This is a genomic window from Thalassospira sp. (genome assembly GCF_030690045.1).
Classification (GTDB): domain Bacteria; phylum Pseudomonadota; class Alphaproteobacteria; order Rhodospirillales; family Thalassospiraceae; genus Thalassospira.
The window spans coordinates 30721-50233 of record NZ_JAUYHK010000001.1; the positions used below are offsets into that span (position 1 = coordinate 30721).

Genomic DNA, 19513 nt, shown 5'->3' on the forward strand with positions numbered 1-19513 from the left:
TGAAGAAGACCGGAGTTACAGCAGGAAAATCGCCGCCAGCCCCAGAAAGGCGAAAAATCCGACCACATCGGTGATCGTGGTCAGAAACACCGACGAGGACACCGCCGGGTCAACCCCGGCGCGTTCCAACCCCAGTGGAATCAGCGCCCCGGACAATCCGGCGACCACCAGATTGATGATCATCGCCGCCCCGATCACCGCCCCCAGCTGCACATCATCAAACCACCACCATGTGATCCCCCCGGCCAGAATGGCAAAGGCAATACCATTCAGCGCCCCGACCGAAAGTTCCTTGCGTACCACCCGCCACGCATTGGTTTTGGTCAATTCACGGGTGGCAATGGCACGCACTGCCACTGTCAGGGTTTGCGTCCCGGCATTACCGCCCATCGAGGCAACAATCGGCATCAGAACGGCAAGGGCGACCAGACGCTGAATCGTGCCTTCAAAGGCACCAATCACCGCCGATGCGGCAATCGCCGTGCCCAGATTAACCAAAAGCCAGGTAAAGCGCGATTTGGTGGTATCAAAAATGGCACTGGAAAGGTCATCTTCCTCGCCGACACCGGCCATACGCATCATGTCTTCTTCATATTCTTCGTCAATCACGTCCACCACGTCATCGACCGTAATCACCCCGACCAGACGACCGCTGTCATCGACCACCGGTGCGGAAATCAGGTCGCGTTGCCGGAACAGATGGGCGACATTTTCCTGTTCATCGGTAACGATGATCGTCCGCATATTGTCGGTTTCCATGACATCGCGGATCAGCACCGGGCGGTTGGTCCGAATGGCACGCGACAGCGGCACCATCCCCACCGGGCGATAGCGCGGATCAACGACAATGATGTCATAAAAATCTTCGGGCAGGTTTTTGGCCGACCGCAGAAAATCGATGGTCTGGCCGACCGACCAGTAATCGGGAATCGCCACCAGTTCGCGCTGCATGATGCGCCCGGCGGTATATTCCGGATAAGACAGCGCTTCTTCAATCCGGGCGCGTTCCAGATCGGACAACGCGCCCAGCAATTCCCGCTGGTCTTCTTCTTCCATATCCTCGATGACTTCGACCACGTCATCGGAATCCAGCTCGGAAATCGCCTCGGCAACGGCCTGTGTGCCCAGTTGCCCAATGACTTCCTCGCGCAGTTCATCATCAAGTTCGGTCAGAAGTTCGGGATCGAAATCGGCACGGATGATTTCGACAAGTTGCTGGCGTTGCGCACTGCCTGCCCATCCCAAAAGATCGGCGATATCGGCAAAATGCAGTTCACCCACCAGTTCCTCGACCCGGACAAGATCCTCGTCATACAGGGCATCCAGAATCTCGCGGGCATATTCCGGGGTCAAATCGACATAATCGTCGCCGGATGCGGGCGCAGTCGTCGCGCGATCTGCTTGTGTGACATCATCGGTCATCTGCGCCCCCTGATTATTGTTGATCCGGTGTCGATTTGCGACAAACAGCCGTGCCCGACATAACTGTCCGGCACGGCTGTTTCTGCGCTATCGCTGCGAACGGGTCAAGCCCTGACCCGTGGCCGGGGTCCGTTACACGATTTAATGACTGCCCTGTTCCCGCCCGACGGCATCAACCACGGCAATCGCACTCATATTGACCAATCCCCGCACGGTGATTGACGGACTGACGACGTGGGCCGCCTTGGCCGCCCCGACCAGAATCGGCCCGACCGGCAACCCATCCCCCAGCATCTTGACCATATTATACGAAATATTGGCCGCATCCAGGGTTGGCATCACCAAAAGATTTGCCGTCCCCTTCAACATCGAATTGGGGAAAATACGGTCGCGGATTTCCTGGGAAATCGCCGCATCGGCATGCATTTCCCCGTCAATTTCCAGATCGGGGGCCTGAATGCGAATCAGTTTGAGCGCATCACGCATCTTGCAGGAAGACGCATTTTCGTGGCTGCCGAAATTGGAATGCGAAATTAGCGCCGCCTTGGGCGTGATCCCGAACCGTTTGACAACATCGGCCGCCATGATGGCGGTTTCGGCAACATGTTCAGGCGTCGGATCGACCGACACATAGGTATCGGTCAAAAAGAACGTACCGTGTTTCATGATCATCATATTGACGGTCGAGAAATCCGACACACCCTTTTGCACGCCGACCAGATTGCGGACATAGCGCAAATGGCGCAGGAACCCGCCCTGACAGCCACATACCATCGCATCGACTTCGCCCCGGCGCAGCATCAGACAGGCAATCACCGTCGGACGGGTCCGGACAATCGCCCGCGCATATTCCGGATTGATGCCGCGACGGCCCATGATGGTGTGGAAATCCTGCCAATCCTGTTCAAAATGGCGGTTATCCTCCGGATCATGAATTTCGACCTGCACATCAGGCACAATACGCAGCCCCAGTTCGGCAATCCGTTCCAGAATGACATCACGCCGCCCGATCAGAACCGGATGGCACACCCCGTCATCGACCAGAACCTGACAGGCCTGCAAGACACGGCGCGATTCGCCTTCGGGATAAACCACCCGTTTTTTGTGGCTGCGTGCCACATCAAACACCGGTTTCATCACCAGACCGGACCGGAACACAAAACCTTCCAGTTGCTGGCGATAGGCATCGAAATCGGTAATCGGGCGTTTGGCAACCCCGCTATCCATCGCCGCCTTGGCGACACGCGGCGGAATTTCCAGCATCAAACGCGGGTCAAACGGCTTGGGAATCAGATATTCCGGGCCAAATTTCAAGGCTTCGCCGCCATAGGCGGTTGCCACGATATCGGAAACCTCGGCGGTGGCCAGATCGGCAATCGCCTCGACCGCGGCGATTTTCATCGCCTCGTTAATCTCGGTCGCCGCCACATCCAGCGCGCCCCGAAACAGAAACGGGAAACACAGAACGTTATTAACCTGATTTGGGTAATCGGTCCGCCCGGTCGCCATCACCGCATCGGGGCGAATTTCACGCACCAGTTCCGGCGAAACTTCCGGTGTCGGGTTGGCCAACGCCATGATGATCGGACGTTCGCCCATTTTCATCAATTGTTCCGCACCCAGCACATTGGGCGCCGACAGACCCAGAAAAATATCCGCCCCTTCGATTACGTCATCCAGGGTTCGGGCATTGGTTTCAATGGCATAGACATCTTTCCACGGGTCCATTTCCTCGACCCGGCCCTTGTGCACCACGCCAAAACGGTCGGTGACCGTAATGTTTTCCCGCGACAATCCCATCGATACCAGCAAATTCAGGCAGGCCAGCGCCGCCGCCCCGGCACCCGATGTCACAAGGCGCACATTGGCAATATCCTTGCCCACCACGCGCAGGGCATTGCGCACCGCCGCCGCGACACAAATCGCCGTACCATGCTGGTCATCATGGAAAATCGGAATGTTGCAGCGCTTGCGCAATTCTTCTTCAATGATGAAACATTCCGGGGCCTTAATGTCTTCCAAGTTAACGCCCCCGAATGTCGGCTCAAGGGCGGCAACAATATCTATGAATTTTTGCGGATCAAGTTCGTTCACTTCCAGATCGAACACATCGATATTGGCGAATTTCTTGAACAGAACCGCCTTGCCTTCCATCACCGGCTTGGAGGCCAGCGACCCGATCGCACCAAGACCCAAAACCGCCGTACCGTTGGTAATTACGCCCACCAGATTGCCACGCGCGGTATAAAGCGATGCCGTTTCCGGGTCCTTGACGATTTCCTCGCAGGCAAAGGCCACCCCCGGCGAATAGGCCAAGGCCAGATCGCGCTGATTGGCAAGCATGGTGGTTGCCGTGACAGACAATTTCCCCGGCGTGGGATACCGGTGATAATCCAGGGCCGCTTCACGCAGCTTGTCATTTCTGTTGGCCATTATAATACCTTTATTTTCAGGTACTTAATACACCTTAACCTTTTAATGGTTAAGTCCTGATTTTGTTACATAAGCGGGGCTGTCAGCCTAGTCCTGCAAAAGGCAGCACGCAAACGAAAAAACCCGCCATTTCTGGCGGGTCTTTTTCACGAGGGGTCTGGTAGGAACCCCCTGTCATATGGTGCGGTCGAGAAGACTCGAACTTCCACGGTATTTCTACCACAGCGACCTCAACGCTGCGCGTCTACCAATTCCGCCACGACCGCATAATATGTTTATCAAAGTCCGCCAAAGCGTATCATAGCGGGCTTGCCTCCCGGCGCAAAGGGAGATAGCAAAAAGCCCCCCCCTGATCAAGGGGAGTTTTCATTTATTTGTCAGGAAAGATGAAAAGCATCATAATACCCGCACAAAAGCCCGAATGGCGCATCGCTCCGGCACAGGTTCCCTATCCCGATGCCCTTGCGCAAATGGAAGCCCGCGCCGATGCCATTTATGGCGGAACGGCCGGCGAACTGGTCTGGCTGGTCGAACATCCACCGCTTTATACCGCTGGCACCAGTGCCGCCCCGGACGATCTGGTCGATCCGGACCGTTTCCCGGTCTATGACGCCGGGCGCGGCGGGCAATATACCTATCACGGCCCCGGCCAACGCACCGCCTATCTGATGATGGATTTGCGGGTGCGCGGGCGCGATGTACGGGCCTATGTCCATAATCTGGAAGAATGGATCATCCGCACACTGGCGCTGCTGGGCGTTACCGGCGAACGGCGCAATGGAAGGGTTGGCATCTGGGTGGTGCGCGATGACGGGCGCGAGGAAAAAATCGCGGCCATCGGGGTGCGTGTGCGCCGCTGGGTGACATTTCATGGCATTGCGATCAATGTGAACCCGGATTTATCCCATTTCGGCGGCATCGTGCCCTGTGGCATTGCCGGACATGGCGTGACCAGCCTTGCGGATCTGGGCCTGCATGTCACAATGGCAGAACTGGACCATGTGTTGCAGCAAACCTTTGCCGATATTTTCCCGGGAATCCCCGATGACCGCCAGACAGAATGATCCCTCAGGGCATCCCGGCCCCAAAAACCGGGGCACCGAAATGCCCGACAGCATCGCACGCGGCAATATGGCGGATGCCGACCGCGACATTCTGGTCGAACTCGATACGGCCCTGTCCGAACATATTGCCTTGCTGCTGGCGTGGAACCGGCGGTTGCTGGTTGACCCCAACAGCGATACCGCCCCGGACAAGGTGCCGGAAAGGGATTTTGGCGATCATGATCCTGAAAGTCAGGGCGATCATGATTGCAATTTTGGCGCATGGTATGCGTTGAATGCCCATAACGGCCTGATTGATCAACCCGCCATGCGGTCCCTTGCCACCACCCACGATCAACTGCATGGCAGCGCCCGACGCCTTTTGGCCCATCACGACGCCACCGGTCAGGTTGATGCCAGTGAATATGACCAGATGGCCCTGCGCGCCGAATCGTTTTTCGCCCAGATCCGCCGCCTTGAACGCGCCTTTCGCATTGCCCGGTCCGATGTCGATCCACTGACCGGCACCTATAACCGCCAGACAATGATGGCCGATCTGGACAGCGAACGCGAACGCGCCATCCGCAATGGCACGGCGGCGGCAATTGCCCTGGTCGATCTGGATCATTTCAAGGCCGTCAACGATACCCACGGCCATCAGATTGGCGATATGGTGCTGCAAACCGTCGCCGGAATATTGCAATCCCATGTCCGGCCCTTTGACAAGGTGTACCGGTATGGCGGTGAGGAATTCCTGATCAGCCTGCCCAATGCCGATATGCGGCAAGCCGCCCGGATTCTGGAGCGCTTGCGCCGTGTGATCGAAGCCACACCGGTCCAGCCGGGCAATGGCCTGATTTTGCCGGTCACGGCCTCGATCGGTGCATCGCCGGTGGCCAACAATCGCAGCACCGCCGAAACCATCGAAAAGGCCGACAAGGCGCTGTATGCCGCCAAACAGGCCGGTCGCAACCGCGTGCGCGTCTGGCGCAGCGCCAGGGATCGCGGCCAGACTCCTCAAAGCACCCCGTAAACAATCCCCATCCTGTTTGCGATAAAACCGGCCGCTTCACCAAAAAGTGCGCTTGGTGACCTATTGTTCTTCACAACTTCGCAACATATCTGCAAACTATAATAACAAAAAAGCAACCGGGGCGTTTGATCGCGTCACCCGGTTTCCGGGAGGAGAGTCGTTTACATCAAAACGGAGGACGCCATGTCCACAGCAACCGATTTTGTTCCAGGCGAACCCGCCCTGATGCTGACGGTGTTGCGCACCGCCAGCGACCATCTTGATCATGCTGTTTTGTTTGAACGTGTTCTGGCGCTGTTTTGCAGTGACGAGGACGGGCGGCAAATCACCGTCACCGACACCCCCGATTTACGCCGCCGGATTGACAATGCCATTGCCCATTTGCAGATGGCCGGTCTGATCCGCGTTGCAGATGGCGGTTTTTTGTCGATCACGTCTTTGGGACAGGCGATGATGATGGCCTATCCGCTGGGTATTGATGACGGCGTTTTGTGTTCGCTTCCGGCTTTTCGCAACCGGATTTATACGGATAATGCCCCGACAATTCAGGGACGCCCAACGCCCAGCCCGGCTTGTGGATCGGGCTTTTCGGCCGGAATTCATGCCATGCGTCTGACCGAAAACCCCTATCCATCCGATTGCCGCGATCATGAAGACTGGCTGATGGGATGGGACGAGGCACTGGATCAGGCCAAGCGCGAACGCGAAACACTCGACAGTTAGGTCAAAACACCCGATCAGCCTGCCGGGACGTCATCATCGTCGGCGTCACCCTTCCCGTGACGCCCGGTAAACGGCACGATGGCAGCCTCGGTCAGCACTGGCATTTCAAGGGAAATGTCTGTCGCGCCGGACGCTGGCGCAACAGTATCACCGGGAATTTCGGCCACATCGCGCAGATGCCCGTCCAGCCGTCGCGCCGCCAGATCGCGTTCTGCCTGCTGTTTGTCACGATCCGATTTACGGCGGCCAAAAACCGCACGATTATGATCCGCCTGCCGGGATTTTTCATCACGGGCCTTGCGCTTGCGCACCTGCCGCAGATTGACAAGATCAGCCATGAAAAATCTCCCCCTTCAGACAAAACGGGCGCTTTGTCACCAAAGCACCCGTTTCAGGCCGTTCACAGATATTTAAATTACATACTCCGTCCTAGCGGACGAAAATATGCACTTCGTTGGCCGATGCCGACGGGCTGGTGGCATCCGAGACACGCACCCGGCTGGCGGGCATGCCCATATCGGTCAGCGACCGCAACACGCTTTGCGCATGGCGTTTGGATTTGTTGCTGTTCAGCGCGACCTGTGCCGGGGTACCCCGGTTCGGGGTGACGGCAACAACGTCAAAGGTGGCTTCCGGGCGACGTTCCAGCGCCCGGTTGACCGCATTATAAAGCGCCTGTTCGTATTTAACGCTTTCGCTGTCAAAGCGGATCACAACCAACGGCTTGTCATTTGCGGTCGGCATGGCGCGGTTCGAGGCGCTCGGTTGCGCCTGCATCGACCGTTTGGCAAGCGATTCGCCAAAGATTTCACCATTCTTGATTGCAAGGGCCAGCGCATTCAGATTGGACCGCTCGTTGGAAATATAGCCGGTCTGGCGGGCCAGATCGTCGCTGATTTCATTCAGAAGACGATCAATCTGCACCGTCGTGCGGTTGGTTTCGTCTTCCAGAAACGCCAGTTGACGGTGATCTTCGTCCACCGCACCGGAAACCTGATAGGCCGAGCGAACCGATTCCAGAAGGAAGGTCGAAAGAGTCGAGTCTGCCGACACATTATTCGCCAGCGAATTCATCGCCGCAATGTCGTCATTGACGTGATCCAGTTCGGTCTGGGCCTGATTCCATTGTTGCACCAACACCGGGTTGCCCGGCGTTGTGCCAACTTGCAGGCGCGCACTGATCGCGGCAACCGTACCGTGATAGGCCTGCGAATTGCGCACCGTCTGGGCGCGCAATTGCTGCAAGGTGTTGTTGTGGGTATCCAGCGCAGTCTTGAGCCGGTTCAGTTCGACCTGCATGCTGTCAACACGGGTGCCGACAAAGGTCCCGGTCTGCGACATGCCGACAAGCGGCTGCGAACTGCGATCCATCCCGGCGGACCCCACCGCCGGGGTGCTGCTGCCATCGGCAGCCATTGTTTCCTGGCTGCCCGTCGGCTCGCCACTCAGTGACGGCCACAGGGCCTCGGAAGAAAATGAGCACCCGCCCAGCATCAGGACGGCGCCAATAACGGCGAGATAGGTTTTGCGAACGGCCATTTCGATCAATTACCTAAACTAGGAATAAGCGAATCTCCCAAGGCCTGCATTCTTATAGTGAAAACAAGCCCCTGCTCCCCCGGGATTGGGTGCATCTTAATAGACGACTCCTTGAGGAACAAGACGCATTTGCCGCTTTTTTATCCGGGCATTGGTATAATGGTCATATTATGATGATCGGACCATCAGAATGGCTGAATATTTGGGCTTTTTGAACTGTCAGGAAAAAATACGGTTTTTTGAAATTTACCGCTTGCAATGCCCCGGCGCTTTGCATAAGTTCCGCTCCGCCGACGGGGAGCACTGCAAACCGGTGGAAACACAAGGCAAAGCGCCCATAGCTCAGCTGGATAGAGCATCTGACTACGAATCAGAAGGCCGGAGGTTCGAATCCTTCTGGGCGCACCATTTTCAAAGGCCTGACGTTAGCGCGTCGGGCCTTTGTCATTTCCAGAATATCCAATCCCCGGCCATCCCTAAAACAAAACGACCCCGGTATTGCCAACCGGGGCCGCGACAAGGATTGCAGGAAATCAGGGCAAAAACCCGCCGTGCAAATTACATACCCGGCATGATCACGGTATCGATCACATGGATCACACCGTTATCGGCCTCGACATCCGCCGTGACCACGGTGGCATTGTCCACCATCACACCATTGGTCGCATTCACATCAATGATATCGCCCTGCACGCTGGCAACGGCCATTTCCTTGCCTGCGATGTCCGCGGCCATCACCTTGCCCGGCACGACGTGATAGGTCAGGATCGCCACCAGCTTGTCCCTGTTTTCCGGTTTCAGAAGGCCTTCAACCGTTCCGGCGGGCAATTTGGCAAAGGCTTCGTCGGTCGGGGCAAAAACCGTAAACGGGCCTTCGCCTTTCAGGGTATCGACCAGCCCGGCGGCCTGAACGGCGGCAACCAGCGTATTGAACGACCCGGCGGCAACCGCCGTATCTACAATATCGGCGGCCTTTGCCGGAAGGCTCGCCAGGACGGTTGCACCGGCAACAAGGGTGGCTGCGAAAAGTTTTTTAAATCCAGACATTGTCGTCTCCTGTTTGCGTTGGGGTTTCTGTCGGTCACGGCACTGCGTACGCCGCCCCACCTGCAAACAGTTCATTCATATAAAAGTGATCATGCCCCGGCCATCGACCTTCTCCGGCACCCCGTACAGGTATCTTATGGGGTCAAACCATGTTGCCGCACCGCCCGCTTGCGCAACATCAATACATCCCGTCTTTTCAATGCTATGATCAAATATCAGATATTCCCCGCGTCCAGTGAACGAGGCCAGCATGAACGCCAATACCCGCATCACCGTTTCCTGCACCGACCGGGTCGGTCTGATTTCCGACATTACCGGGCGGCTGTTTGACATTGGGGCCAATCTCGGCGCGACCAGTTTTGTGCTGGATCACGGGCGCGCCGGTTTCGCCACATCGTGCGAATTGCCCGACACCTGCCCGCTGGCCGAATGCGAGGCCGCCTTGCGGGAATTACCCATGGAAAAAGCCGACATCACGGTAGAATCCATGCCCGAAACCGCGCCACTGACCAGCGCACCGGGGGCAACCCATCTGATTGAATGTTCCGGCGTGGATCAGCCCGGCCTGATTGCACGGCTGTCGGAAATCTTTATCGAATATCACGCCAATATCGTGCAACTTTCCGCCAGCGCCAGCAGCGAAAAAGACACCCGCGTCTATACCGCCCGCTTTGCCGTCGCCATCCCGACAGACCGTGCGGCCAATTGTCTGGCGACCCTTGCCAATACGGCCGGATCGTTGCGGCTGGTGTTCCGGTTTGTTGAACTCTGACCCTTTTGCCCTCAAGACAAGGCAAAAGGGTCAGACCGCGCCCCAATCATCATCAAATATCTTCAAAGACGACATTGCCTTCGTCCAGATCGGCAATCTCGATCCCGTCGATCTGCAAGCCATAACCGTAATGCCGCCCGTCGGCAAAATCGATGTAAACGCCCGTGTCGTTCTGTTGCGCATGGGCAATGAAATCATCGAAATCATCGATACCGCTTTTTTGCTGGAAGGTTTTGCCAAGCAGAACCCGGTCGCCATTCTCGCCTGTCTGAAAGTCGGTAATGCGATCACGTTCCGCCCCGCCTTCAAAATGGGTCCAGATGAAATCATCCCGCCCGCCACCACCCGTCATAAGATCGTTACCATCTCCACCCTGAAGACGGTCATTGCCGGCTTCACCATATAAAACATCGTGGCCGTTTTCACCGTGAAGCCAGTCATTGCCACTGCCACCCGTCATAAGATCGTTACCATCTCCACCCTGGAGACGGTCATTGCCGGCTTCGCCATATAAAACATCGTGGCCGTTTTCACCGTGAAGCCAGTCATTGCCACTGCCGCCATACATATGGTCGCGGTCATCACCGCCATACAGAAGGTCGTCGGCAACATCGCCATAAAGCTTGTCGTTGCCTTCATTCCCGTACAAATATGTCCTATCGGCCTCGAAAAAATCATCGTAGTGAATGTTGTTGGCGATCAGGATATCATCACCTTCGCCCCCGATCAGGCTGTCCCCCTCATCATTGCCATAAATGATGTCGTCCCCGGCACCTCCATCAAGGATGTCCCGACCATCCATGCCGTGCTGCCTGCCGTAAAGAATATCATCACCGTCGCCGCCGAAAACTTGCGCACCGGACAGGGTATCGTCCCCGCCATGGCCATAGATGGTATCAATGCCAAAAAAACCATCAATCACGTTATTTCCGTCATCACCGATCAGCACATCATGGTGCTGCGATCCGGTAATATTCTCGACATTCCGGATAACATCGCCTTCGGCATCACCGCCATTCGCTGTACCGTTCCGCAGATCTATTTCCACGGCTTCACTTGATCCCAGATACTGAACCTCGTCAATTCCGTCACCGCCATCCATGAAATCCGCACCGCTTCCCCCGGTCAGGGTGTCATCACCGCCATGCCCCAAAAGAACATCGTTGCCCCATTCGCCATTCAACTCATTGCCACTGCTGCTGCCGATCAGCAAATCATCACCACCTGCCCCCAGAAGAACACCTTCGCGGTCTTCCCCGGCGACAAGGATGTCATCGTGGTTCGATCCGCGTACATTCAGACGATTCAAGTCGCCGCTTTCTTCTTCACCGACAAAGGAAATTCGGTCTCCGTCGGCATGACCGCCAAAGCCGGTCATGCTATCCTGATCGAAATAAACCGCCTCATTCGACGAACCATAGGCGACGCCCGGCTCGATAAGCGTGGAATGCACGTCGCGATGGTCAAAAACGATGGTATCTGCCCCGGCACCTCCTTCGACCATTACCATTTCACCCTCAAAATAATCATCCGCACTGGTGCCGATCACCCCGACCTTCTGCTCCACATGAACGCGGTATTCATGGACGACCAGCCGGTCACCCGCCGCATCGCCCCCACTGACATCAAGCTGCGCCACCTGTTCGCCGGGCGGGACATCTTCATTATTGTAAAACCGGAAATTCACGGGCGCATCGGACCCGGCATAAGACAGGGTAAACGTCCCACTTTCACTGACCATAAAGGTATCAGCCCCGGCTCCACCAATCGCGGTATCTCCGCTGCCGAGATGAATCTGATCATCTCCGTCCAGGCCATAGATGACATCCCGCCCGCGTGAGGCCTGATGCAGTATGTCGTTTTCATTGGTACCGATGATACGTGCCATGGGGAACTCCTGCTGATGTGATGAAATCACCACAACGCTACCCCTTTAAGGCGAGTGAAAAAAGGTAAATAACACTTAAAATTAAGTACAATTTTCGATCAAAATTGCAAATTCTTTGCGGTGACTGTCACGTCACCAGCACATCACCGCTTCAAAGAAGGCACGACCTTCCTTAACATCTTGATTTCGCCAATCGGGCTTTAAAGGACCACCCGGTTCCGCCCGGCCTGCTTGGCGGCATAAAGTTTCTGATCGGCTTCTTTCAGCACCGCCCACGGATCGGTAACATCATCGGTGCGTTCGGCAATGCCGACGGAAATCGTCACCGAAACGGTTTTGTTTTTATCGGGCGGGCTGATTTTGATGGCAGCAATACGCTTGCGCAAATCTTCCAGCGGGGATTTGGCCCGATCTGCCGGACGACCCGGGAAAATCACGGTAAATTCTTCGCCGCCATACCGGAACGCCTTGCCCCCGCCACCCACACGGGCCAGTTCGCGGGCCACCCGGCGCAACACGATATCGCCAACATCATGGCCATAGGTATCGTTGAATTTCTTGAAATGATCGACATCCAGCATCGCCACCGCATATTGATTGCCCAGTTCGGCCAGCGCATGGCCAAGGGCACGCCGCCCCGGCAGGCCGGTCAGATCATCAACAAAGGCCATCCGCCACGCTTCTTGCGCCAACCCGGCCAGAACCACCCCGGTTGCCCCCAGATAGCCAAACCGTAAATAACCCGGCCCGGCAAGGGTGGCGGCGACAATGGCGATGATGGCACTGGCAAAGGCGATTTCAAGCGGACGGCGGCTGGCGATCAAAATCCCGACCGACAACAGGGCAAGGATAAAGGCCGGTTGCGGCACATCGGCAAATAACGGCCCGGCATCAACCAGTTGAAACGCCAGAATGGCCCGCAATGCCGCCCCGACATCGGCCTGCCCGGCCAGCATCACCATGATGAACAGTTGCAGTCCCAAAAACAGCATGCGGGCAATACCGCGCGGGTTAAGCACCCCGCGTTCGGCAACAAACCCCAACACCACCAGATTGACCGGCACCAGATACAATGTCGCCAACCGCAAAAATGCCAGACCCTCTGCCGAAAATCCGCCGCCATTGGCAACCAGAACGCCATAACAGACTAACAGCAACACCATGACAAAAACAGCGCGTCCCCGCCCGAACCACAGGCCAATCGCCGCCCCCAGCACCGCCAGAACAAACGGGCCATGCCGCACCAGACCGGACAAATCATCGGGCACCAGACCGGGCGACAGCGCCAGCATCAGGCAAGAGCCCAGCACAAGCAACGGCGCAAAACTGGCAGAAATCAGACTGGTGAATGATTGACGCATGGGCCCGATGATTGCCTTTTATTCCCCCGATCCGCAATGACACGCGGAATCCCGCCAATCTAGCGACAGGACCGCCGGGGAGCCATTGCTTTATCCATCCATCGCACAGTTTTATCGGCCAACAGCCAAAAATCCGGGCGCGACCATTGTCTTATTGGACGACAGGGCGGCATGTCTGTTAGCATCCGCGCAAATTATCCTGCGGCGCAAAATGATCGCAGGCAAAAATGCTGTCACGGCGGCCACGGTTAAAATCATCACGCCAGACGGGTTTGCCCATGCAAACCCGAAGAACAGGTTTTTGGAGAATAATCATGAGTTTCACCATCCCCCGCACCGCCCCGGCCCGCCTCAACCGGTCCGAACTGGCCGTGCCCGGCAGCCGGATCGAATTGTTTGAAAAGGCCGCCAAATCAAAGGCGGATGCCATTTTTCTGGATCTGGAAGACGCGGTCGCCCCGTCGGACAAGGAACAGGCCCGCAAAAACATCATCGCCGCGATCAATGACATCGATTGGGGCGACAAGGTTTTATCGGTGCGGATCAACGGCCTTGATACCCATTATATGTATCGCGATGTGGTGGATGTGCTCGAACAGGCAGGCGACCGTCTTGACCTGATCATGATCCCCAAGGTCGGCACGGCATCGGATGTTTATGCCCTGGATATGCTCGCCACCCAGATTGAAATGGCCAAGGGCCGCAAAAAGCGCATCGGCTTTGAACTGATCATTGAAACCGCGCTGGGCATGCAGAATATCCATGAAATTGCCGCCGCCTCGCCCCGCAACGAATCGCTGCATTTCGGGGTGGCGGATTACGCCGCCTCGACCAAGGCAATGACAACCGGCATTGGCGGCCCCAACCCGCATTATGGTGTTCTGACCGACAAGGACGGCGATACCGAACGGCAATATCACTGGGGCGACATGTGGCATTACGCCATTGCCCGCATGGTGGTCGCCGCCCGTGCCAATGGCTTGCGCCCGATTGACGGCCCGTTTGGCGATTTTTCCGACCCCGAAGGCTATCGGGCGCAAGGGGCGCGGGCAATGGTGCTGGGCTGCGAAGGGAAATGGGCGATCCATCCCAGCCAGATCACCCTTGCCAATGATGTCTATTCCCCGTCCGACGCCGAAATCACCAAGGCCAAACGCATTCTTGAGGCCATGGCAAAGGCCCAGTCCGAAGGGGCAGGCGCCGTTGCCCTTGATGGCCGCCTGATCGACATCGCCTCGATCAAACAGGCCGAAGTCATGGTCCGCCAGGCCGAGGCGATTGCAAAAAAGACCGCCGGTTAATAACGCAGGAGGGGGCCATCATCGCCCCCTCTTGCCCGGTCCTAAACGCCGATACCGTGCAGCACGATTTTACCTATCGACGCCCCGGATTCCAGCATTGCATGTGCCTTGCGCAGGGTTTCTGCCGACAGGGTGCCGTAATCGGCCTGCAAGGTGGTGGTGATTTTGCCCTGATCCACCAGATGGGCGATATGGCTTAGCAAATGATGCTGTTCGATCATGTCTGGGGTCTGAAACATCGAACGGGTGAACATCATTTCATAGACAAATGTCACCGATTTCATTTTCAAAAGATCAATATTCTGCGGAAGGGCGGATTCGACAATCACGCAAATCTTGCCCTGCGGGCAAATGATGTCGGTCATGGCCGCGAAATACGGGTCGGTATCGGCGGCACACAGGATGTAATCCACATCGGCAAACCCGGCTTTTGCCAGTTCGTCCTTTAACGGATTACGGTGATTGATCACATGATCCGCCCCCAGATCACGGACCCAGCGTATGGTTTCAGGCCTTGATGCTGTGGCAATCACCGTCAGTCCCGCCAGTTTGGCAAGCTGGATTGCAATCGACCCCACCCCGCCTGCGGCCCCGATGATCAGCAAGGTTTTGCCTGCATTACCCGCCATATCGGAACGATCCAGCGCCAGCCGTTCAAACAGCGACTCCCACGCCGTAATCGCGGTCAGCGGCAGGGCAGCCGCCCCGGCAAAGGACAGGCTGCGGGGTTTTAACGCCGCAATACGTTCATCAACCAGCTGATATTCGGCATTTGATCCGGGTCGGGTGATATCCCCGGCATAGAAAACTTCATCACCCGGCTTGAACAGGGTGACATTTTCGCCCACCGCCTCGACAATCCCGGCGGCGTCCCAGCCCAGAATGCGCGGGATTTCTTCAACCGCATCTTTGGGGCGGCGCACCTTGAAATCAACCGGATTAACTGCAACCGCATGAATGCGCACCAGAATGTCGCGGCCCGCCGGTGCAGGTGTCACCACCTCGACATCCAGAAAGGATTGCGGGTTATCAATCGGCAGGTAACGGGTCAGACCAACAGCTTTCATTACAAAAATCCTTATCGTGAAATTGCACTATGGCTCTTGGTGTAGGGAATTATGTTGGATATGATAAGTACGCACAATTTTAGCATATAGTGTCAATTTGTATACTGTTGACCTTTTAAAGGGATCAAACGATGGAAAGATGCCCACCCAATCACAGCCTTGGCTGCCCGGTTGAAGGAACGCTGGAAATAATTGGCGGGAAATGGAAAGGCGTTGTGCTGTTTCACCTGATGCAAGGCACCAGACGGTTCAACGAATTGCGTCGATCCATGCCTGGTGTCACCCAACGCATGCTGACCCGGCAATTGCGCGAACTGGAATCAGCCGGGCTGATCCATCGTGAAGTTTACGCCGAAGTCCCGCCGCGTGTGGAATACAGCCTGACGGCCAAGGGCGAAACCCTGCGGATGATCATTCTGTCGCTAAAGGATTGGGGCGAAACCCATGTGCCTTATTATGCCCGGAAACCTGAAACAGAGATGGCCTGATCCGATCAGACCTCATTGATCAAAAGCAACGACCGTGCCATTTTCCAGAATGTCGTGCGGTCATAACCTTCATGAACCCCTTCACCGACAATCGCAAAACCCTGCGATTTGAAAAACGCGATATTCCCCGTCAGTTCAACCCGGACATGCAGGCGTATTGCCTGCTTTCCGGCACGGGCCGCATGATCACAGGCGGCCCGCACCAATGCGGTTCCGATGCCACCCCGCGCAATGTCGGGATCGACCGACAATTTATACAGATAGGCATCCTGCCCCGTATCTTCGATCCAGATCTGACCGATGATGCGGTTTTGATCATCGCGGGCCAGCAACAAAACATCCCGCGCAAACCGCCCTTGCAGTTCGGCAATATCGACCGATTTGGCCGAACTGGGCGGATCAACAATGCCGTCCTGCACCGCAAAGGCGGTATGCAGAATCGCAACAAGGCGGTCAAACGGGACTTCTGCCGGGCTTTCCGGCCGGAAAATCATATAATTGGGCAACATTATAAACCGTATGAAATGGGTGATGATGCAGTGCAGAATATGCTTTATACAGGATCGGTGTTTGTAATTTATGAGGGTTTAAATCCTCAACCCTTGACGTGGCGTGTCGATCACGTATGTTCCGCCCCATTGTTTCCCAGCCGGATTTGATGCCCAGATGCACAACTTTCTGGATTTTGAAAAGCCGATCGCCGAACTTGAAGGCAAGATCGAAGAATTGCGCCACCTGACCGGCAATGATGAAGTCAACATCGCCGATGAGGTTTCACGCCTGCAAGACAAGCTGACCAAACTGCTGCAAAGCACGTATGGCCGCCTGACACCGTGGCAGCGTACCCAGGTCGCCCGTCACCCGGATCGTCCGCATTTTGTCGATTATATCAAACATCTGTTTGACGGCTTTACGCCGCTGGCAGGGGATCGCCTCTATGGCGAAGACAAGGCGATCATTGGCGGGCTGGCACGGTTGCGCGGACGCAGCGTCATGGTCATCGGCCATGAAAAGGGCCACGACACCGAAACCCGCGTCAAACACAATTTCGGCATGGCAAAGCCCGAAGGCTATCGCAAGGCGATCCGCCTGATGCGGATGGCCGAACGGTTTGGCATTCCGGTGATTACGCTGGTCGATACCGCCGGTGCCTTTCCCGGTGCCGACGCCGAAGCCCGCGGCCAGTCCGAAGCCATCGCCCGGTCAATTGAAACCTGTCTGGATATCAAGGTGCCGCTGGTAACCGTGATCATCGGCGAAGGCGGGTCGGGCGGGGCAATTGCGCTGGCGGCAGCCAATACCGTCCTGATGCTGGAAAACTCGATTTATTCGGTGATTTCGCCCGAAGGCTGCGCCTCGATCCTGTGGCGGTCCGGCGACGAGGCCAAAACCGCCGCCGAGGCGCTGCGCCTGACCGCGCAGGATTTGCAACAACTGGGCGTGATTGACGATATCATCCCCGAACCGCTGGGCGGCGCCCAACGCGCCCCGCATGATGCCTGCCAGAAGGTGGGCGATGCGATTGAAAAAGCCCTGATGTCGATGAACGATCTGGAAGGCGGGGTTTTAAAAGCCCGCCGTCGCCAGAAATTTATCGATATGGGCCGTCACAGCCTGAACTGATCCCGGAAAAACGGCGCGAATCCTGATGGTTCGCGCCGTTAATCTGTCGCACCGTAAACGGATGTCATCATGCATGTCTTGCGTCGGATTGTGGAATCATCACAGTTCCAAAAATTTATCATCGCCGTCATTGCCCTGAATGCCGTGATATTGGGCATGGAAACATCCCCAACCATCATGGATGTTGCGGGCCCGGTTCTGGTCGCGCTGGACCGGATTGCAGTGGCGATTTTTGTCATTGAACTGTTGATGAAACTTGCGGTTTACCGGTTGCGGTTTTTCACCAGCGCATGGAACGTCTTTGATTTTATCATTGTCGGCATAACCCTGATGCCGGTGGGCGAAGGATTGTCGGTGTTGCGCGCACTGCGCATCCTGCGTGCCTTGCGCCTGATTTCCGCCGTACCGTCGATGCGCAAGGTGGTCGAAGCCCTGATGCGCGCCATTCCCGGCATGGTATCGGTCCTGACCCTGTTGATGTTGGTGTTTTATGTCAGTGCGGTGATGGCGACCAAGCTGTTTGGCGCGACCTATACCGACTGGTTTGGCTCTATCGGTGCATCGTTTTACTCGCTGTTCCAGATCATGACACTGGAAAGCTGGTCGATGGGGATCGTGCGCCCGGTGATGGAAACATACCCGCTGGCGTGGTTGTTCTTTGTGCCTTTCATTCTGGTGACGACATTTGCGGTACTGAACCTGTTTATCGCCATTGTGGTCGATGCCATGTCCACCCATGTCGATGTCGAGGAAGAAGAAACCCGCGAGGTCATCACGATTGACCATGCCGAGGTCATGCGGGAATTGCGCGCCCTGCGCGAAGAAGTTTCCCGTCTGGCGGATCATCGCGATGCCAATCGCCCCGATCTGCCCTGATTTCGCCCGTTCTTTGCAAGGAAAATGCCCCAATCTGATAAAGGGGGTGGTCCTTTGCCCCGTTCCTCGTCTAATCTTGCGATAAAAGGATTGGAGATCGGGGATGAAGATCACTTTTGCCGGTACGGGGTCGGCATTTTGTATGGGTGCCGACAATTTCCAAAGCAACATGGTTCTGGAAGTGCCGGTGGCAAAAACCGGCAAAGCCAGGCCACAGCGGTTGCTGATTGATTGCGGATCGGATGCGCGTCATTCGTTGCGACGGATGGGGCTTGCGCCCAACGATCTGGATGCCATTTATATCAGCCATCTGCATTCGGATCATATTGGCGGTCTGGAATGGGTGGCGCTGTCGAATTATTTTCTGTGCGGCGGCCATCGCACCAGCCTTTATGCCATGCAGGAATTACTGGAACCATTATGGGAGCATAGCTTGCGCGGCGGCCTTGAAATCAGCGATCAGGGCAACAGCACCCTGGCCACCTATTTCGATGTTCATGCGCTTGCGGCCGACAGCGGTTTTGATTTCCACGGTGTCGCCATGACGATTGTGCCCTGCGAACATGTTGTCACACCCCAGGGGGTCATGCTGTCTTATGGTCTGTTTGGCGATTGCGGGTCAAAACGGTTTTTCCTGACCACCGATGCCCGGTTTAGTCCCGAAATCCATATGCCGTATTATCGCAAGGCCGACATCATTTTTCAGGATTGCGAACTGGGCCCGCGCCATTCCGGGGTCCATGCCCATTATGATCAGATTCGCACCCTGCCCGACGATATCAAAAACAAAATGTGGCTTTACCATTATCAGGCCTATGATCAACCCGATGCAAAGGCCGATGGCTTTTGCGGGTTTGTTCAACCTCGACAAAGTTTTGATCTGACCTGACGCTTTTT

The 19513-nt window shown here is 56.2% G+C and carries 18 protein-coding genes and 2 tRNA genes; 10 read left to right on the forward strand and 10 right to left on the reverse strand.

The window, feature by feature from the left end:
* Positions 1 to 15: 15 nt before the first annotated feature.
* The 3 genes from mgtE to Q8O73_RS00130 all read right to left on the reverse strand — a co-directional run bounded on the left by mgtE (position 16) and on the right by Q8O73_RS00130 (position 4121).
* Complete coding sequence (mgtE, locus tag Q8O73_RS00120) at positions 16 to 1422, reverse strand: magnesium transporter (RefSeq protein WP_305553065.1); 1407 nt, start codon at positions 1420 to 1422, stop codon at positions 16 to 18.
* A gap of 141 nt (positions 1423 to 1563) precedes the next feature.
* Positions 1564 to 3855: an NADP-dependent malic enzyme gene (locus Q8O73_RS00125; RefSeq protein ID WP_305553067.1), complete on the reverse strand. Its 2292-nt coding sequence runs from the start codon at positions 3853 to 3855 to the stop codon at positions 1564 to 1566.
* Between the two features lie 179 nt (positions 3856 to 4034).
* Positions 4035 to 4121: transfer RNA gene (locus tag Q8O73_RS00130), tRNA-Leu, on the reverse strand.
* Between the two features lie 120 nt (positions 4122 to 4241).
* Between Q8O73_RS00130 and lipB the strand changes: the two genes are divergently transcribed.
* The 3 genes from lipB to Q8O73_RS00145 all read left to right on the forward strand — a co-directional run bounded on the left by lipB (position 4242) and on the right by Q8O73_RS00145 (position 6654).
* Positions 4242 to 4919, forward strand: a complete 678-nt coding sequence (gene lipB / locus Q8O73_RS00135; protein ID WP_305553069.1) for a lipoyl(octanoyl) transferase LipB — start codon at positions 4242 to 4244, stop codon at positions 4917 to 4919.
* Positions 4900 to 5931 (forward strand): diguanylate cyclase, encoded by a 1032-nt coding sequence (locus Q8O73_RS00140; RefSeq protein WP_305553071.1) that lies wholly within the window; start codon positions 4900 to 4902, stop codon positions 5929 to 5931. Before lipB ends, Q8O73_RS00140 begins: the two co-directional genes overlap by 20 nt.
* A 183-nt stretch (positions 5932 to 6114) precedes the next feature.
* Positions 6115 to 6654: a hypothetical protein gene (locus tag Q8O73_RS00145; protein WP_305553073.1), complete on the forward strand. Its 540-nt coding sequence runs from the start codon at positions 6115 to 6117 to the stop codon at positions 6652 to 6654.
* 14 nt (positions 6655 to 6668) lie between these two features.
* Here Q8O73_RS00145 and Q8O73_RS00150 read toward each other — a convergent pair whose 3' ends face one another.
* The gene (locus Q8O73_RS00150) at positions 6669 to 6992 is read right to left on the reverse strand and encodes a DUF4169 family protein (RefSeq protein WP_305553075.1); all 324 of its coding nucleotides are present in this window, start codon (positions 6990 to 6992) and stop codon (positions 6669 to 6671) included.
* A 91-nt stretch (positions 6993 to 7083) separates the two neighbouring features.
* Complete coding sequence (locus tag Q8O73_RS00155) at positions 7084 to 8193, reverse strand: hypothetical protein (RefSeq protein ID WP_305553077.1); 1110 nt, start codon at positions 8191 to 8193, stop codon at positions 7084 to 7086.
* A gap of 331 nt (positions 8194 to 8524) precedes the next feature.
* On the opposite strand from Q8O73_RS00155, the gene Q8O73_RS00160 reads away from it, so the two are divergent.
* A tRNA-Arg gene (locus Q8O73_RS00160) sits at positions 8525 to 8601 on the forward strand.
* A 150-nt stretch (positions 8602 to 8751) separates the two neighbouring features.
* Here the strand turns inward: Q8O73_RS00160 and Q8O73_RS00165 are convergent.
* A complete protein-coding gene (locus Q8O73_RS00165) occupies positions 8752 to 9240 on the reverse strand; it encodes a fasciclin domain-containing protein (RefSeq protein WP_305553079.1) in 489 nt (162 codons plus the stop codon).
* Between the two features lie 250 nt (positions 9241 to 9490).
* Between Q8O73_RS00165 and Q8O73_RS00170 the strand changes: the two genes are divergently transcribed.
* On the forward strand, positions 9491 to 10012 hold the full coding sequence (locus Q8O73_RS00170; protein WP_305553081.1) for a glycine cleavage system protein R: 522 nt from the start codon (positions 9491 to 9493) through the stop codon (positions 10010 to 10012).
* Between the two features lie 52 nt (positions 10013 to 10064).
* On the opposite strand, the gene Q8O73_RS00175 is transcribed toward Q8O73_RS00170, so the two are convergent.
* Positions 10065 to 11900, reverse strand: a complete 1836-nt coding sequence (locus Q8O73_RS00175) for a calcium-binding protein (RefSeq protein ID WP_305553083.1) — start codon at positions 11898 to 11900, stop codon at positions 10065 to 10067.
* A 200-nt stretch (positions 11901 to 12100) separates the two neighbouring features.
* Positions 12101 to 13261, reverse strand: a complete 1161-nt coding sequence (locus tag Q8O73_RS00180) for a diguanylate cyclase (RefSeq protein ID WP_305553085.1) — start codon at positions 13259 to 13261, stop codon at positions 12101 to 12103.
* A 314-nt stretch (positions 13262 to 13575) separates the two neighbouring features.
* Here Q8O73_RS00180 and Q8O73_RS00185 point away from each other — a divergent pair, with 314 nt between their 5' ends.
* Entirely contained in the window at positions 13576 to 14562 is a 987-nt protein-coding gene (locus tag Q8O73_RS00185) for a CoA ester lyase (RefSeq protein WP_305553087.1), read from the forward strand.
* 41 nt (positions 14563 to 14603) lie between these two features.
* Here the strand turns inward: Q8O73_RS00185 and Q8O73_RS00190 are convergent, their stop codons facing one another.
* Positions 14604 to 15629, reverse strand: coding sequence for a zinc-binding alcohol dehydrogenase family protein (locus Q8O73_RS00190; RefSeq protein WP_305553089.1), 1026 nt, complete (start codon positions 15627 to 15629; stop codon positions 14604 to 14606).
* A 131-nt stretch (positions 15630 to 15760) separates the two neighbouring features.
* Here Q8O73_RS00190 and Q8O73_RS00195 point away from each other — a divergent pair, with 131 nt between their 5' ends.
* Positions 15761 to 16117: a helix-turn-helix domain-containing protein gene (locus tag Q8O73_RS00195; RefSeq protein ID WP_305553091.1), complete on the forward strand. Its 357-nt coding sequence runs from the start codon at positions 15761 to 15763 to the stop codon at positions 16115 to 16117.
* Positions 16118 to 16122: 5 nt separating this feature from the next.
* Here the strand turns inward: Q8O73_RS00195 and Q8O73_RS00200 are convergent, their stop codons facing one another.
* Positions 16123 to 16626, reverse strand: coding sequence for a GNAT family N-acetyltransferase (locus Q8O73_RS00200; RefSeq protein WP_305553093.1), 504 nt, complete (start codon positions 16624 to 16626; stop codon positions 16123 to 16125).
* Between the two features lie 157 nt (positions 16627 to 16783).
* On the opposite strand from Q8O73_RS00200, the gene Q8O73_RS00205 reads away from it, so the two are divergent.
* The 3 genes from Q8O73_RS00205 (at position 16784) to Q8O73_RS00215 (ending at position 19505) form a co-directional block, all read left to right on the forward strand.
* Positions 16784 to 17740 carry an acetyl-CoA carboxylase carboxyltransferase subunit alpha gene (locus Q8O73_RS00205; protein ID WP_305553095.1) on the forward strand — a complete coding sequence of 319 codons (957 nt, stop codon included), beginning with the start codon at positions 16784 to 16786 and terminating at the stop codon, positions 17738 to 17740.
* Positions 17741 to 17809: 69 nt separating this feature from the next.
* Entirely contained in the window at positions 17810 to 18616 is an 807-nt protein-coding gene (locus Q8O73_RS00210) for an ion transporter (protein ID WP_305553097.1), read from the forward strand.
* A gap of 103 nt (positions 18617 to 18719) precedes the next feature.
* Positions 18720 to 19505 (forward strand): MBL fold metallo-hydrolase, encoded by a 786-nt coding sequence (locus tag Q8O73_RS00215; protein WP_305553099.1) that lies wholly within the window; start codon positions 18720 to 18722, stop codon positions 19503 to 19505.
* The last annotated feature ends 8 nt before the right edge of the window (positions 19506 to 19513 follow it).

Coding starts and splice junctions, on each gene's coding strand:
- Q8O73_RS00200 (WP_305553093.1), bottom strand. CDS start 16,626: ATGTTGCCCAATTATATGATTTTCCGGCCGGAAAGCCCGGCAGAAGTC.
- mgtE (WP_305553065.1), bottom strand. CDS start 1,422: ATGACCGATGATGTCACACAAGCAGATCGCGCGACGACTGCGCCCGCA.
- Q8O73_RS00125 (WP_305553067.1), bottom strand. CDS start 3,855: ATGGCCAACAGAAATGACAAGCTGCGTGAAGCGGCCCTGGATTATCAC.
- Q8O73_RS00215 (WP_305553099.1), top strand. CDS start 18,720: ATGAAGATCACTTTTGCCGGTACGGGGTCGGCATTTTGTATGGGTGCC.
- Q8O73_RS00190 (WP_305553089.1), bottom strand. CDS start 15,629: ATGAAAGCTGTTGGTCTGACCCGTTACCTGCCGATTGATAACCCGCAA.
- Q8O73_RS00140 (WP_305553071.1), top strand. CDS start 4,900: ATGACCGCCAGACAGAATGATCCCTCAGGGCATCCCGGCCCCAAAAAC.
- Q8O73_RS00155 (WP_305553077.1), bottom strand. CDS start 8,193: ATGGCCGTTCGCAAAACCTATCTCGCCGTTATTGGCGCCGTCCTGATG.
- lipB (WP_305553069.1), top strand. CDS start 4,242: ATGAAAAGCATCATAATACCCGCACAAAAGCCCGAATGGCGCATCGCT.
- Q8O73_RS00175 (WP_305553083.1), bottom strand. CDS start 11,900: ATGGCACGTATCATCGGTACCAATGAAAACGACATACTGCATCAGGCC.
- Q8O73_RS00195 (WP_305553091.1), top strand. CDS start 15,761: ATGGAAAGATGCCCACCCAATCACAGCCTTGGCTGCCCGGTTGAAGGA.
- Q8O73_RS00210 (WP_305553097.1), top strand. CDS start 17,810: ATGCATGTCTTGCGTCGGATTGTGGAATCATCACAGTTCCAAAAATTT.
- Q8O73_RS00185 (WP_305553087.1), top strand. CDS start 13,576: ATGAGTTTCACCATCCCCCGCACCGCCCCGGCCCGCCTCAACCGGTCC.
- Q8O73_RS00150 (WP_305553075.1), bottom strand. CDS start 6,992: ATGGCTGATCTTGTCAATCTGCGGCAGGTGCGCAAGCGCAAGGCCCGT.
- Q8O73_RS00170 (WP_305553081.1), top strand. CDS start 9,491: ATGAACGCCAATACCCGCATCACCGTTTCCTGCACCGACCGGGTCGGT.
- Q8O73_RS00145 (WP_305553073.1), top strand. CDS start 6,115: ATGTCCACAGCAACCGATTTTGTTCCAGGCGAACCCGCCCTGATGCTG.
- Q8O73_RS00180 (WP_305553085.1), bottom strand. CDS start 13,261: ATGCGTCAATCATTCACCAGTCTGATTTCTGCCAGTTTTGCGCCGTTG.
- Q8O73_RS00165 (WP_305553079.1), bottom strand. CDS start 9,240: ATGTCTGGATTTAAAAAACTTTTCGCAGCCACCCTTGTTGCCGGTGCA.
- Q8O73_RS00205 (WP_305553095.1), top strand. CDS start 16,784: ATGCACAACTTTCTGGATTTTGAAAAGCCGATCGCCGAACTTGAAGGC.